The organism is Frigoribacterium sp. CFBP 8754 (genome assembly GCF_014841815.1).
Classification (GTDB): Bacteria; Actinomycetota; Actinomycetes; order Actinomycetales; family Microbacteriaceae; genus Frigoribacterium; species Frigoribacterium endophyticum.
In genome coordinates this window covers 38145-52193 of the sequence record NZ_JACYUO010000005.1, presented here as the reverse complement: position 1 = coordinate 52193, position 14049 = coordinate 38145, and the positions used below count along the sequence as shown (strand labels likewise).

The following is a 14049-nucleotide window of genomic DNA, read 5'->3' as shown; positions in this document are numbered from 1 at the left end:
CCCCGGGCGGGGGGAACCACCCGTCGTCCACATCGCCCTCCCGGGCCCGAGCCCGTAGTCTCCAGGAGAGCCGCCCGACCATCCCGACCGGGCGCGCCCGCGACCTGCCCCTCGTGGCCACCCACCACGACGACGCCGAGCCCACCCAGCTCGTCGTCCCGGGCGCCCCGAACGCCCGCGGTCGCGAACCACTCCGCACGAAAGTCGCACACCCGAATGTCGATGTCCTCGTCGGCGCGCCCTGGCGCGCGCCCCGCCCTGCCCTCCACCGTCCCGACCGACGCCGGGAGGCGCGGCCTCAGCGGTCGCACCCGCCTGGCTGCGGTCGCGATCCCGGCCCTGCTCGCCGCCTCCGTCGTCCTCCTCCCCGCGCCCTCCGCCCTCGCCGCCACCGCGCCGGCCACGCTGTCGTGCACGACGTCCGAGGACGTCCCCGGCCGCGCCGACGGCCTCGACTACCCCAAGGGCGTCGTGGTCGACACGGCCCGCGACAGCATCTGGGTGCTCGACTCGGCCACCGGCGTGCTGCACCAGCGCGCGGCCGACGGCACCTACACCGACGCCCCCGCGCCCGGCGCCGACCTGGGCCCCGTGGGCCAGGCCTTCGGCCTCGCGTTCGACGGCAGCGCCGCCGGTGCCGACAGCCTCGTCGTCGCCGACACCGAGGCGGACCGCGTGCTGCGCTACCAGCCCGACACCCAGGTCTGGACGGCCCTGCCCGACTACGCCGGCTTCGACCGCGTGACCAGCGTCGCGGTCGCCGCCGACGGCACCGTCTACGCCACGACCGGCTACACCGACCAGGTCGTCGCGCTCGCCCCCGGCGAGACCACGTGGGCCGTCGTGCTGCCCGCCAGCGACCCGCAGACGACCGACGGCACGATCGGCGTCGCCGTCGGCGCCGACGGCCTCGTCTACGTCATCGACCGTCCCGCGGACGAGGTGCGCGTGGTCGCTGTCGACGGCACGGTGTCGACCATCGCCGTGCCCTTCCGCCTCGACGAGTCCGCGGGCATCGCCGTGGACGCCGCCGGCCGCATCTACGTCACCGACGAGGCCCGCGACGTCCTCCTCGTCCGCGAGGGCGAGACCTGGACCACCGTGGGGGCCGGCGGGGCCGACGCCTGCGCCTTCTCGAACCCGTGGGGCGTCGCGGTCGACGGCGACACCGTCGTCGTGACCGACAGCGACACCGACCGCCTGCAGTTCCTCGCGATCACCGCGGCGGCCGTCGTCCCGACGACGCCCACCACCCCGACGACGCCGACGACCCCCACCACGCCGACGACCCCCACCACGCCGACGACCCCGACCACCCCGGCCGCGGTGACGCCGACCGTGCCGACCACCCCGGCGACGCCCGCCGCGGCCGCCCCCGCGGCGACCACGCCGGCTGCCGGGGCTCCGACGCGCCTCACCCCGACGGCCACCCGCGCCGCCGCTGACCCGGCCGACGGCGAGCTCGCCTTCACGGGCTCCGACACGACGACGCCGCTCGGCATCGCCGCCGTGCTGGTCGGCCTGGGCCTCGCCCTGACCGCCGTGGCCGCGGGCCGCGCCGGGCGGGCACGCCGCCGCGCCTGACGCGGGTCGACGCTCCGCTCGACGGGACCGCCCCGCCCCCCTCCCCGGAGGCGCGGCGGGGCGGTCCCGTCGTCCGCCCGGGCCCTGTCGGAGGCGCGGCGTACGCTCGCGGGATGACCAGGGCCGTGTACGCACTCATGGGCACGGTGCTCTTCGCCGCGCTCCTCATCGCGACGGCCGGCTTCGAGAGCCTGCTCCTCGACCGCGACGTCATCAGCGAGCCCGACGCCGGCACTCTGCTCGGCCCCGCCATGGCGGCCGCGGCGCTGCTCGTCGTGCTCCTGGCGCTGATGCGCTCGGCCGCGGTCGCCGACCGGGCCGAGGGCAGGGCGCCGGAGTCGCGGGGCACCTTCCCGGCCCAGCCCGCCGACGGCGTCGGCCCGGGCCGACCGGCCCCGACGGGCACCGCCGACGGCCCCGGCGCGGGCGCGCCCCGCACCCCGGCCCCGCGCCTCCTGCCCCCGGCCCTCGTCACCGCCCTCCTCGTCTGGGCGGCCATGGTCGTCGTCGGCTCGGTCGGCTACGCGCTGGTGCGCGACGACGGCGCCGCGGCCGTCCTGTTCGCGGGCCGGTACGTCCTCTCGCCGTTCGTGCTCGGCAGCGCCCTGTGGGCCGGGCTCGTGGTGCTCGGGGTCGCGGCGGCGTCGCGCGTCGACCCGTCCCGGGGCAGCCCGCGATCATTTGATTAAGCCCCTACCGGAAGCTATGCTCTATCGGGTGTGCGCTCAACGGCGCGCCCGAAAAATCCGCACCACGACGGGGTCCGCCCGGTCGTGGGGGTCGGATGCACCGTCTCTCGTGGTGGCCTCCAGGCCGTCCACGACGACCAGCGGCCTCGTCTCTCGAGCAGCGCCGCGGTCGGGCTCAGCGCTGGTGAGCACCTCCGGGTGCGGCGCCGGCGTGAGGCACGACGAGGATGCCGACCGTCCGGTCGGACAGAGCAGAGCCCTGCACGAGCAGAGCGCAATCTAGGAGAACCAGTGCCAACCATCCAGCAGCTGGTCCGCAAGGGTCGTACGCCGAAGGTCGTCAAGACCAAGGCCCCCGCCCTGCGGTCCAACCCCCAGCAGCGTGGCGTGTGCACCCGCGTGTACACCACCACCCCCAAGAAGCCGAACTCCGCGCTCCGCAAGGTCGCCCGTGTGAAGCTCTCCAACGGCACCGAGGTCACCGCCTACATCCCCGGCGAGGGCCACAACCTGCAGGAGCACTCGATGGTGCTCGTCCGCGGCGGTCGCGTGAAGGACCTCCCCGGCGTGCGCTACAAGATCGTTCGTGGCGCCCTCGACACCCAGGCCGTGAAGAACCGCAAGCAGGCTCGTAGCCTCTACGGTGCGAAGAAGGACAAGAAGTAATGCCTCGTAAAGGACCCGCGCCCAAGCGCCCTGTCGTCGCCGACCCCGTCTACGGGGCGCCGATCGTCAGCCAGCTCGTCAACAAGATCCTCCTCGACGGCAAGAAGGGCCTCGCCGAGCGCATCGTCTACGGTGCCCTCGCCGGCGTCGCCGCGAAGAACGACCAGGACGCCGTCGCCACGCTGAAGAAGGCGCTCGACAACGTGCGCCCGACCCTCGAGGTGCGTTCGCGCCGCGTCGGCGGCTCGACCTACCAGGTCCCCGTCGAGGTCAAGCCGCACCGCGCCAACACCCTGGCGCTCCGCTGGCTGACCTCGTACGCCAAGGCTCGTCGTGAGAAGACCATGACCGAGCGCCTGATGAACGAGATCCTCGACGCCTCCAACGGCCTCGGCGCCGCTGTCAAGCGTCGCGAGGACACGCACAAGATGGCCGAGGCGAACAAGGCCTTCGCGCACTACCGCTGGTAACCAGTCGATGAGGTGCGGCGCGGGCACTCCCCGCACCGCGCCTCCCCGGCTCCCACAACTCCCCACCTACCCCTTCGGAGGAACCCGTGGCACAGGACGTGCTCACCGACCTGAACAAGGTCCGCAACATCGGCATCATGGCTCACATCGATGCTGGCAAGACGACGACCACCGAGCGCATCCTGTACTACACGGGCATCACCCACAAGATCGGTGAGGTCCACGACGGTGCGGCCACGATGGACTGGATGGCGCAGGAGCAGGAGCGCGGCATCACCATCACGTCGGCGGCCACGACGTGCTTCTGGAACAAGAACCAGATCAACATCATCGACACCCCCGGCCACGTCGACTTCACCGTCGAGGTGGAGCGCTCGCTCCGCGTCCTCGACGGCGCCGTCGCCGTGTTCGACGGCAAGGAGGGCGTCGAGCCCCAGTCCGAGACCGTCTGGCGTCAGGCCGACAAGTACGACGTGCCCCGCATCTGCTTCGTCAACAAGATGGACAAGCTCGGCGCCGACTTCTACTTCACCGTCGACACCATCGTCAACCGCCTCGGCGCGGAGCCCCTGGTGATGCAGCTGCCGATCGGTGCCGAGAGCTCGTTCGAGGGCGTCATCGACCTCGTCGAGATGCGTGCGCTCACGTGGCGCGGCGACGCCAAGGGCGACGTCGAGCTCGGTGCGAAGTACGACATCGAGGAGATCCCGGCCGACCTGGCCGACCGCGCCGCCGAGTACCGCGAGAAGCTCATCGAGCGCGTGGCTGAGGCGGAGGACGCTCTCATGGAGCGCTACCTCGAGGGCGACACCGACTTCACCGTCGCCGAGATCAAGGCCGCCGTCCGCAAGCTGACGGTCAACAGCGAGGTCTACCCGATCTTCTGTGGCTCGGCCTTCAAGAACCGCGGCGTGCAGCCGATGCTCGACGCGGTCATCGACTACCTCCCCTCGCCCCTCGACGTGCCCCCCATGGAGGGCCACGACGTGCGTGACGCCGAGAAGGTCATCATCCGCAAGCCCGAGTCGACGGAGCCCTTCTCGGCCCTCGCCTTCAAGGTCGCGGTGCACCCCTTCTTCGGTCGCCTCACCTACGTCCGCGTCTACTCGGGCTCCATCGAGTCGGGCGCCCAGGTCGTCAACTCCACGAAGGACAAGAAGGAGCGCATCGGCAAGATCTTCCAGATGCACTCCAACAAGGAGAACCCGGTCGACAGCGTGACCGCCGGCCACATCTACGCGGTCATCGGCCTCAAGTTCACGACCACCGGCGACACCCTGTGCGACCCGCAGGACCAGGTCGTCCTCGAGTCGATGACCTTCCCCGAGCCCGTCATCGAGGTCGCCATCGAGCCGAAGACGAAGGCCGACCAGGAGAAGCTCTCGCTGGCCATCCAGAAGCTCGCCGAAGAAGACCCGACGTTCCGCGTCGAGCTCAACGCCGAGACCGGCCAGACGGTCATCAAGGGCATGGGCGAGCTCCACCTCGACATCCTCGTCGACCGCATGAAGCGCGAGTTCAACGTCGAGGCCAACGTCGGCAAGCCCCAGGTCGCGTACCGCGAGACCCTCAAGAAGGGCATCGAGCGCTACGACTACACCCACAAGAAGCAGACGGGTGGCTCGGGCCAGTTCGCCAAGGTCCAGATCGCGCTGGAGCCCTTCGAGGTCACGGCCGAGTCGACCTACGAGTTCGTCAACAAGGTCACCGGTGGCCGCGTGCCGCGCGAGTACATCCCGTCGGTCGACGCGGGCATCCAGGACGCCATGCAGGTCGGAGTCCTCGCGGGCTACCCGACCGTGGGCGTCCGGGCCCTGCTCCTCGACGGTGCGGCGCACGACGTCGACTCGTCCGAGATGGCCTTCAAGATCGCTGGGTCGATCGCCTACAAAGAGGCGGCTCGCAAGGCCCAGCCCGTTCTCCTCGAGCCGCTCATGGCGGTCGAGGTGCGTACGCCCGAGGAGTACATGGGCGACGTCATCGGCGACCTCAGCTCGCGTCGCGGGCAGATCTCGTCGATGGAAGACGCCAGTGGTGTGAAGGTCGTTCGGGCCAGCGTGCCGCTGTCGGAGATGTTCGGCTACGTCGGAGACCTGCGGTCGAAGACCTCGGGCCGTGCCGTCTACTCGATGACGTTCGAGTCGTACCAGGAAGTCCCCTCGGCCGTGGCCGAGGAGATCATCCAGAAGAACAAGGGCGAATAGTCCCGAATCTCGCGGCCGTTCCTCGACCGCGTAACATGTACACACACCAATCCGCAGTGTCCGGTAGGCCGGGTCATCGACCCGGCCCCCGGCCCCACTGCAACCGAGTCCTGAGGAGGACCCACAGTGGCTAAGGCCAAGTTCGAGCGGACCAAGCCGCACGTCAACATCGGAACCATCGGTCACGTCGACCACGGCAAGACCACGCTCACCGCGGCGATCACCAAGGTCCTGCACGACAAGTACCCGACCCTCAACGAGGCGTCGGCCTTCGACCAGATCGACAACGCGCCCGAAGAGAAGCAGCGCGGCATCACGATCAACATCTCGCACGTCGAGTACCAGACGGAGAAGCGTCACTACGCTCACGTCGACGCTCCCGGCCACGCCGACTACATCAAGAACATGATCACCGGTGCGGCTCAGATGGACGGCGCGATCCTCGTGGTCGCCGCCACCGACGGCCCGATGCCCCAGACGCGTGAGCACGTCCTGCTCGCCCGCCAGGTCGGCGTTCCCTACATCGTCGTGGCGCTGAACAAGTCCGACATGGTCGACGACGAGGAGATCCTCGAGCTCGTCGAGATCGAGGTGCGCGAGCTCCTCTCGAGCCAGGACTTCGACGGCGACAACGCCCCCGTCGTCCAGGTCTCCGCTCTCAAGGCCCTCGAGGGCGACGAGAAGTGGGCCGCCACGGTCGCCGACCTGATGGACCAGGTCGACGAGAACGTGCCCGAGCCGGTCCGCGCGACCGACCAGCCCTTCCTCATGCCCGTCGAGGACGTCTTCACGATCACCGGTCGTGGAACCGTCATCACCGGTCGTGTCGAGCGCGGCATCCTGAAGCCGAACGACGAGGTCGAGATCGTCGGCATCAAGGAGAAGTCGTCGAAGACGACCGTCACCGCCATCGAGATGTTCCGCAAGACCCTCGAGGACGCGCGCGCCGGTGAGAACGTCGGCCTGCTCCTCCGCGGCACCAAGCGCGAGGACGTCGAGCGCGGCCAGGTCGTGGTCAAGCCCGGCTCGATCACGCCCCACACCGAGTTCGAGGCGAACGTCTACATCCTCTCCAAGGACGAGGGTGGGCGTCACAACCCGTTCTACGCGAACTACCGCCCGCAGTTCTACTTCCGCACCACCGACGTCACGGGTGTCATCACGCTGCCCGAGGGCACCGAGATGGTCATGCCCGGCGACACGACTGAGATCACCGTCCAGCTGATCCAGCCCATCGCCATGGAAGAGGGCCTGCGCTTCGCCATCCGCGAGGGTGGCCGCACGGTCGGTGCCGGCACCGTCACCAAGATCGCCAAGTAAGTACTGGTCACTCCAGCACTGCTGATCTCCTGAGAGGGGGTCGGGCCCGAGAGGGCCCGGCCCCCTCTCTCGTGTCACCAGGGTCCGGCGTGTCACCATGGGGTGCCGCCGGAAGCGCCGGCGCAGACAGGAGAGACGTCATGGCCGGTTTCGACGACATCACCCGCAAGGCACAGTCGTTCCTCAACGACGGCAAGGTGCAGGACGCCCTGAAGAGCGAGAAGGCGGAGGGCGTCAGCGACCGCATCCTCGACGCCGTCGCCGGCGCTGCCGACAAGGCCACCGGGGGCAAGCACTCCGACAAGATCCAGCAGGCCAAGAGCGCCGCCGACAAGAAGATCGGCAACGAGTAGGGCCCACGGCCCCGTCGCCGGCCCCCGGAGCCCTCGAGGGGCACGGGGGCCGTCGTTGTACCCCGGCGACCCGGCCACCGTTCGACCGGACGGTGTTCACTCGACCGATGCCGCGCCTCCGACGCACCGATCAGGCCCATCCCGGCATCTCGCGTCACCGCTCGGGCACGGGCTTCAGCTACCGCGACGCCGACGGGTCGACCATCACCGACCCGGTCGTACGGGAGCGGCTTGACCACCTCGGGATCCCGCCCGCGTGGACGGAGGTCTGGATCGCGCCGTACCCCAACGGGCACGTGCAGGCCACGGGCAAGGACGCCGCCGGCCGGCGCCAGTACATCTACCACCCGACCTGGCGTGAGCAGAAGGACCGGATCAAGTTCGACCGCGCCCTCTCCCTCGCGGAGTCGCTGCCCACCGCCCGCAGGTTCGTCACGATGGACCTGCGCCTCGACGAGCCCGTCCGCGACCGCGCCCTCGGGGCGGCGTTCCGCATGCTCGACACCGGCTCGCTGCGGGTCGGCTCGGAGCGCTACGCGGAGGAGCACGGCAGCCACGGGCTCTCGACCCTGCTCTGCTCGCACGCGAAGGTGTCCGGTGACGTGGTCGCGCTCTCCTTCCCCGGCAAGAGCGGCCAGGAGTGGGACAGCGAGATCCGTGACCCCGACCTCGCTGCGGTCGTGCGCAGCCTCAAGACCCGGGGCGGCCGCTCACGCCTCCTGGCCTGGCGACCGGAGGCCGGGAGCCCCTGGCGGCCCCTGCACGCGTCGGAGATCAACGAGTACGTGAAGCTGCGGGCCGGCGACGACTTCACCGCCAAGGACTTCCGCACCCTGCACGGCACGGTCGCGGCCGCCGTGAGCCTCGCCCGGAGCGGACCGCAGCCCACGGTCGGTCGGCGCCGCCGGGCGCTCGCGCAGGCTATGCGCGACGCGTCGGACGTCCTGGGGAACACCCCGAGCATCGCGCGGAAGTCGTACGTCGACCCGCGTCTCGTCGACGCGTACGAGCACGGCGAGACGATCGACCCGCGCCGCCTGGGCTCGGCGGAGTCCGAGGTGCGCTCGTTGCTCTATCGCTGAGTCGCGGCCACGCAGGCTCATGACGTACCGTAGAGGGTTGCGTCCGATCGAGTCGGACGCCCGAGAGGAACTACTGCAGTGACTGACGAGTGCATCCACGGGTTCGAGAGGGAGCTCTGCGACATCTGCGCCCCCCGCAAGCGCGAGCCCCTGCTCGATGCCGACGGTGAGGTCCGGACCCTCACCACCAAGCGCCGCGCCGCGTCGCGCAAGCCCGAGTCGCTGCGCAGCACGCCGGCGCTGGCCCGCGACTCCGCGGCCGTCGCCGTCGCCGCGCAGTCGGCCGCGGCCCCCGTCCCGGTCTTCGCGCAGCAGCGCGTCTACCACTGGACCCACGTGAGCAACCTGCCCGGCATCATCGCGGCCGGTGCCCTCCGCCCCGGCGCCGCGGCGGAGCCCGAGCTCGACGTGAGCTCGGAGGCGACCCGCGCGCTCCGCGCCTCGGTGACCAGCGCCTCCGGTGCCGTCCTCGCCGAGCACGTCCCGTTCTCGCTGTCGCCCCACGCCTCCGCGTGGGACGTCCTGCGCTCGGGCGCCGACGGCTACGAGTGGTCGGACGCCGCACGCGCCGCCAAGGCCACCGACTTCGTCATGCTGGTCGTGCCGGTCTCGTCGCTCGACGACGGGTTCGTGGTCACGGAGGGCGACGCCGCCGTCCAGGGCGTCCGTCAGGCCGTGGGCCTCGACGACGCGGCCTCGATGGTCCGCCGCTTCTCGCTCGCCGACCCCGACCTGCTCGAGCCCGAGGTGCTGGTGCCCGGGGGAGTGCAGCTCGAGGCCGTGACGCTCGTCGGCGTCCCGAACGACAAGATGCGCGATCGCGTCAAGCAGCTCTTCGCCGACTCGTCCGACCACGCGCCGCGCGTGGCCGTGTACCCGCCGTGGTTCCGCCCGGCGGAGGTCGCGACGGCCTGACGACCGGCCCTCGAGGAGGCGCGGTGCGAGACCACTCGCACCGCGCCTCCCGTGCGTCACGGCCCCCTCGCCGGGGTCGCCCGGATCCGCGACACGCCCGGGTTGCAGCAAATGCACGCGTGTGGCAAAATCGTCTAGTTCAACATTCCGGGTCGGCCGAGCGCCGAGCCCCGGATCACTGCCAGGCAGTGCACAGGCGTTCGTCGCCTGGGCCGCGGGTAGCAGGACACATCTCACAACGGAATCTCCAGCGCGCTGGCCCTCGGGTACAGCTCTGCGCGGCGGTGACAGCGAAGATTGCCCTCCCCGGGCCACCCTCGTGCCACCGACACGCTCGAGCCACGGCTCGCTGGTGTCCGAGATGGCTTCACACGAGAACAGCGGTACGCGAGAGACACGTCGTGCCAGATGTTTGCCCAGCAAACAGCGTCAGGCGGCCCCCGAGGTGCGCGACGTCCGAACGAGAGAGAGCCACACATGGCGGGACAGAAGATCCGCATCCGACTCAAGTCGTACGACCACGAGGTCATCGACACCTCCGCGCGCAAGATCGTCGACACGGTCACCCGCGCGGGCGCCACCGTGGTCGGCCCCGTGCCGCTGCCGACGGAGAAGAACGTGGTCGTCGTGATCCGTTCGCCCCACAAGTACAAGGACTCGCGCGAGCACTTCGAGAAGCGCACCCACAAGCGTCTGATCGACATCGTCGACCCGACCCCCAAGGCCGTCGACTCGCTCATGCGCCTCGACCTCCCGGCCGACGTCAACATCGAGATCAAGCTGTAGGGGGCGACCATGACTGTCAGCGCCACCAAGAACGTCAAGGGCCTGCTCGGCAAGAAGCTCGGCATGACCCAGGTCTGGGACGAGAACAACAAGCTCGTCCCCGTCACCGTCGTGGAGATCGCTCCCAACGTCGTGACCCAGATCCGCTCGCTCGAGAAGGACGGCTACAGCGCCGTCCAGATCGCCGCCGGCCAGATCGACCCCCGCAAGTCGAACAAGCCCTCCACGGGCCACTTCGACGCCGCGGGCGTCACGCCCCGCCGCCACCTCACCGAGGTCCGCACCGCCGACGCCGCCGAGTACGCGCTCGGCCAGGAGATCACGGTCGACACCTTCGAGGCCGGCCAGAAGGTCGACGTCGTCGGCACCTCCAAGGGCAAGGGCTTCGCCGGTGTCATGAAGCGTCACAACTTCAAGGGCGTCAGCGCCTCGCACGGTGCCCACCGCAACCACCGCAAGCCCGGTTCGATCGGTGCTTCGTCGACCCCCAGCCGTGTCTTCAAGGGCATGCGCATGGCCGGTCGCATGGGTGGAGAGCGCGTCACCATCCTCAACCTCACGGTGCACGCCGTCGACGCCGAGAAGGGTCTGCTGCTCGTCAAGGGCGCCGTCCCCGGTGCTCGTGGCCGCATCGTCTTCGTCCGCACCGCCGTGAAGGGGAAGTAGCTCATGGCCACCACTACCGCATCGGCCACCACGGTCGACGTCATCGACGCCAAGGGCGCCTCGACCGGCACCACGGTCGAGCTCCCCGCCGAGCTGTTCGACGTCGTCACCAACGTCCCGCTCATCCACCAGGTCGTCGTCGCCCAGCAGGCCGCCGCTCGTCAGGGCACGCACAAGACCAAGCGTCGCGGCGAGGTCTCCGGCGCCGGCCGCAAGCCGTTCAAGCAGAAGGGGACCGGTCGCGCTCGTCAGGGCTCGATCCGCGCTCCCCAGATGACCGGCGGTGGCGTCGTCCACGGTCCGCAGCCGCGCGACTACGCGCAGCGCACCCCCAAGAAGATGATCGCCGCGGCCCTCCTCGGTGCTCTGTCCGACCGTGCCCGCGGCGCCCGCGTGCACGTCGTCGAGAGCTTCGTCGCCGACACGATCTCCACCAAGGTCGCCCTCGACCTGCTCTCGACCATCGCGTCGAGCAAGCACGTCCTGGTCGTCATCGACCGCGACGACCTGCTGACCCGCAAGAGCGTCCGCAACGTGCCCACGGTCCACGTGATCACGTACGACCAGCTCAACGCCTACGACGTGCTCGTCAGCGACGACATCGTCTTCACGAAGAGCGCCTTCGACGGCTTCGTCGCCTCGAAGCGCCAGAAGGAGGCCACCGCATGAGCGGCTACGGCAAGGACCCTCGCGACGTCATCATCGCGCCCGTCGTCTCCGAGAAGAGCTACTCCCTGATCGACCAGGGCAAGTACACCTTCACGGTGGACCCGCGATCGAACAAGACCGAGATCAAGCTCGCCATCGAGAAGATCTTCAACGTCAAGGTCGACAGCATCAACACGCTGAACCGTGTCGGCAAGACCCGCCGCACGCGCTTCGGCACCGGCAAGCGCAAGGACACCAAGCGCGCCATCGTGACGCTCAAGTCGGGCACCATCGACATCTTCACGGCTGTCGGCTAGGGCCCGGAGGGAAGACAAAATGGCTATTCGTAACTACAAGCCCACGACTCCTGGTCGTCGCGGTTCGTCGGTCTCCGACTTCGCGGAGATCACGCGTTCCACGCCCGAGAAGTCGCTGCTGCGTCCCCTGTCCAAGAGCGGTGGCCGCAACAACGCCGGCCGCATCACGACGCGTCACATCGGTGGTGGCCACAAGCGCCAGTACCGCGTGATCGACTTCCGTCGTAACGACAAGGACGGCATCAACGCCAAGGTCGCTCACATCGAGTACGACCCCAACCGCACGGCGCGCATCGCGCTCCTGCACTTCGTCGACGGCACGAAGCGGTACATCATCGCTCCGAACAAGCTGTCGCAGGGCGACATCGTCGAGTCGGGCCCCGGCGCCGACATCAAGCCCGGCAACAACCTGCCGCTCAAGAACATCCCGGTCGGTACCGTCATCCACGCCATCGAGCTCAAGCCCGGCGGCGGCGCGAAGATGGCCCGCTCGGCCGGCGCCTCGGTGCGTCTCGTCGCCAAGGACGGCCCCTACGCGCAGCTCCGCCTGCCGTCGGGCGAGGTCCGCAACGTCGACGCCCGCTGCCGCGCCACCATCGGCGAGGTCGGCAACGCCGAGCAGTCGAACATCAACTGGGGCAAGGCCGGCCGCATGCGCTGGAAGGGCGTCCGCCCGACCGTCCGTGGTGTCGCCATGAACCCGGTCGACCACCCGCACGGTGGTGGTGAGGGCAAGACCTCCGGTGGTCGCCACCCGGTCAGCCCGTGGGGCCAGAAAGAGGGCCGCACCCGCCACATCAACAAGGAGAGCGACAAGCTCATCGTCCGCCGTCGTAACGCTGGCAAGAAGCGTAAGTAGGAGTTGTAGAAGATGCCACGCAGTCTTAAGAAGGGCCCCTTCGTCGATGACCACCTGCTTCGCAAGGTCGTCACGCAGAACGAGGCCAGCACCAAGAACGTCATCAAGACCTGGTCCCGCCGGTCGATGATCGTCCCGAACATGCTCGGCCACACCATCGCGGTGCACGACGGTCGCAAGCACATCCCCGTGTTCGTGACCGAGAGCATGATCGGCCACAAGCTCGGCGAGTTCGCGCCCACCCGTACCTTCCGTGGTCACGTGAAGGACGACAAGAAGGGTCGTCGCCGCTAACGCGGCGACGTAAGGAGGAGAGAAATGGTGGAGTCGATCGCACGCGTGCGTCACATCCGCGTCACCCCCATGAAGGCCCGTCGCGTCGTCAACCTGATCCGCGGCAAGCAGGCCCTCGAGGCCCTGGCCATCCTGAAGTTCGCGCCGCAGGGCGCGAGCGAGCCCGTCTACAAGCTCGTCGCGTCGGCCATGGCCAACGCCCGTGTGAAGGCGGACAAGGACAACAGCTACCTCGACGAGCAGGACCTCTACGTGAGCCGTGCATTCGTCGACCAGGGCGCAACCCTCAAGCGGTTCCAGCCGCGTGCCCAGGGTCGTGCCTTCCAGATCCTGAAGCGCACGAGCCACATCACGATCGTCCTCGCGACGCCGGATGAGGTCGAGGCAGCAGACGCTACGAAGAAGGCGAGCAAGTAATGGGCCAGAAGGTCAACCCGTACGGCTTCCGTCTGGGCATCACCACCGACCACGTGTCGCGGTGGTTCACCGACAGCACCAAGGCGGGTCAGCGTTACAGCGACTACGTCGCGGAGGACATCAAGATCCGCACCCTGCTCAAGACCTCGCTCGACCGCGCCGGTGTGGCCAAGATCGAGATCGAGCGCACCCGTGACCGCGTCCGCGTCGACATCCACACCGCCCGTCCGGGCATCGTGATCGGTCGTCGTGGCGCCGAGGCCGAGCGCATCCGCGGCGACCTCGAGAAGCTCACCGGCAAGCAGATCCAGCTGAACATCCTCGAGGTCAAGAACCCCGAGGCCGAGGCTCAGCTCGTGGCCCAGGGCATCGCCGAGCAGCTCGCTGCTCGCGTGGCGTTCCGTCGTGCCATGCGCAAGGGCCTCCAGGGCGCCCAGCGTGCCGGCGCCAAGGGCGTCCGGATCCAGGTCTCGGGTCGCCTCGGCGGCGCCGAGATGAGCCGCTCGGAGTTCTACCGCGAGGGCCGCGTGCCCCTGCACACGCTCCGCGCCAACATCGACTACGGCTTCTACGAGGCCAAGACGACCTTCGGTCGCATCGGTGTGAAGGTCTGGATCTACAAGGGCGACATCACCAACAAGGAGCTCGCGCGCGAGCAGGCGAACCAGAAGTCGTCTCGCCCCGAGCGCCGCAACGACCGTGACGGCGCCCGCCGCGGCGGGGGCGACCGCGCTCCCCGCGAGCAGAAGGCACCCGCCACCACAGGAGCTGAGGCGTAA

The 14049-nt window shown here is 69.4% G+C and carries 17 protein-coding genes; all 17 read left to right on the top strand.

Features of this window, described 5'->3' with window-relative positions:
• Positions 1-216 precede the first annotated feature (216 nt).
• The 17 genes from IFT72_RS13190 (at position 217) to rpsC (ending at position 14049) form a co-directional block, all read left to right on the top strand.
• Positions 217-1584 carry an NHL repeat-containing protein gene (locus tag IFT72_RS13190; protein ID WP_192046716.1) on the top strand — a complete coding sequence of 456 codons (1368 nt, stop codon included), beginning with the start codon at positions 217-219 and terminating at the stop codon, positions 1582-1584.
• Between the two features lie 113 nt (positions 1585-1697).
• Positions 1698-2273 carry a DUF6121 family protein gene (locus IFT72_RS13185; protein ID WP_185233886.1) on the top strand — a complete coding sequence of 192 codons (576 nt, stop codon included), beginning with the start codon at positions 1698-1700 and terminating at the stop codon, positions 2271-2273.
• Positions 2274-2564: 291 nt separating this feature from the next.
• Positions 2565-2939 carry a 30S ribosomal protein S12 gene (gene rpsL, locus IFT72_RS13180; protein WP_043593380.1) on the top strand — a complete coding sequence of 125 codons (375 nt, stop codon included), beginning with the start codon at positions 2565-2567 and terminating at the stop codon, positions 2937-2939.
• Positions 2939-3409 (top strand): 30S ribosomal protein S7, encoded by a 471-nt coding sequence (gene rpsG, locus IFT72_RS13175; protein WP_056057412.1) that lies wholly within the window; start codon positions 2939-2941, stop codon positions 3407-3409. The genes rpsL and rpsG overlap by 1 nt, the downstream gene beginning before the upstream one ends.
• Positions 3410-3495: 86 nt before the next feature.
• The gene (fusA, locus tag IFT72_RS13170; protein ID WP_056057409.1) at positions 3496-5613 is read left to right on the top strand and encodes an elongation factor G; all 2118 of its coding nucleotides are present in this window, start codon (positions 3496-3498) and stop codon (positions 5611-5613) included.
• Positions 5614-5739: 126 nt separating this feature from the next.
• Entirely contained in the window at positions 5740-6933 is a 1194-nt protein-coding gene (gene tuf / locus IFT72_RS13165; RefSeq protein ID WP_056057406.1) for an elongation factor Tu, read from the top strand.
• 140 nt (positions 6934-7073) lie between these two features.
• Positions 7074-7286, top strand: coding sequence for an Rv0909 family putative TA system antitoxin (locus IFT72_RS13160; protein WP_056057403.1), 213 nt, complete (start codon positions 7074-7076; stop codon positions 7284-7286).
• Positions 7287-7393: 107 nt separating this feature from the next.
• Entirely contained in the window at positions 7394-8368 is a 975-nt protein-coding gene (locus IFT72_RS13155; protein ID WP_192046715.1) for a DNA topoisomerase IB, read from the top strand.
• Positions 8369-8446: 78 nt separating this feature from the next.
• Positions 8447-9283 (top strand): DarT ssDNA thymidine ADP-ribosyltransferase family protein, encoded by an 837-nt coding sequence (locus IFT72_RS13150; RefSeq protein ID WP_185233880.1) that lies wholly within the window; start codon positions 8447-8449, stop codon positions 9281-9283.
• A gap of 477 nt (positions 9284-9760) precedes the next feature.
• Entirely contained in the window at positions 9761-10069 is a 309-nt protein-coding gene (rpsJ, locus tag IFT72_RS13145) for a 30S ribosomal protein S10 (RefSeq protein ID WP_043593369.1), read from the top strand.
• A gap of 9 nt (positions 10070-10078) precedes the next feature.
• Positions 10079-10735, top strand: coding sequence for a 50S ribosomal protein L3 (gene rplC / locus IFT72_RS13140; RefSeq protein WP_056057397.1), 657 nt, complete (start codon positions 10079-10081; stop codon positions 10733-10735).
• Between the two features lie 3 nt (positions 10736-10738).
• Positions 10739-11404: a 50S ribosomal protein L4 gene (gene rplD, locus IFT72_RS13135; protein WP_056057395.1), complete on the top strand. Its 666-nt coding sequence runs from the start codon at positions 10739-10741 to the stop codon at positions 11402-11404.
• Complete coding sequence (gene rplW / locus IFT72_RS13130; RefSeq protein ID WP_056057391.1) at positions 11401-11700, top strand: 50S ribosomal protein L23; 300 nt, start codon at positions 11401-11403, stop codon at positions 11698-11700. The genes rplD and rplW overlap by 4 nt, the downstream gene beginning before the upstream one ends.
• Before the next feature lie 19 nt (positions 11701-11719).
• Positions 11720-12559 (top strand): 50S ribosomal protein L2, encoded by an 840-nt coding sequence (gene rplB / locus IFT72_RS13125; protein WP_056057388.1) that lies wholly within the window; start codon positions 11720-11722, stop codon positions 12557-12559.
• A gap of 12 nt (positions 12560-12571) precedes the next feature.
• On the top strand, positions 12572-12853 hold the full coding sequence (rpsS, locus tag IFT72_RS13120) for a 30S ribosomal protein S19 (RefSeq protein WP_056057385.1): 282 nt from the start codon (positions 12572-12574) through the stop codon (positions 12851-12853).
• Between the two features lie 24 nt (positions 12854-12877).
• A complete protein-coding gene (gene rplV, locus IFT72_RS13115) occupies positions 12878-13270 on the top strand; it encodes a 50S ribosomal protein L22 (RefSeq protein WP_055799894.1) in 393 nt (130 codons plus the stop codon).
• The gene (gene rpsC / locus IFT72_RS13110; RefSeq protein WP_056057382.1) at positions 13270-14049 is read left to right on the top strand and encodes a 30S ribosomal protein S3; all 780 of its coding nucleotides are present in this window, start codon (positions 13270-13272) and stop codon (positions 14047-14049) included. The genes rplV and rpsC overlap by 1 nt, the downstream gene beginning before the upstream one ends.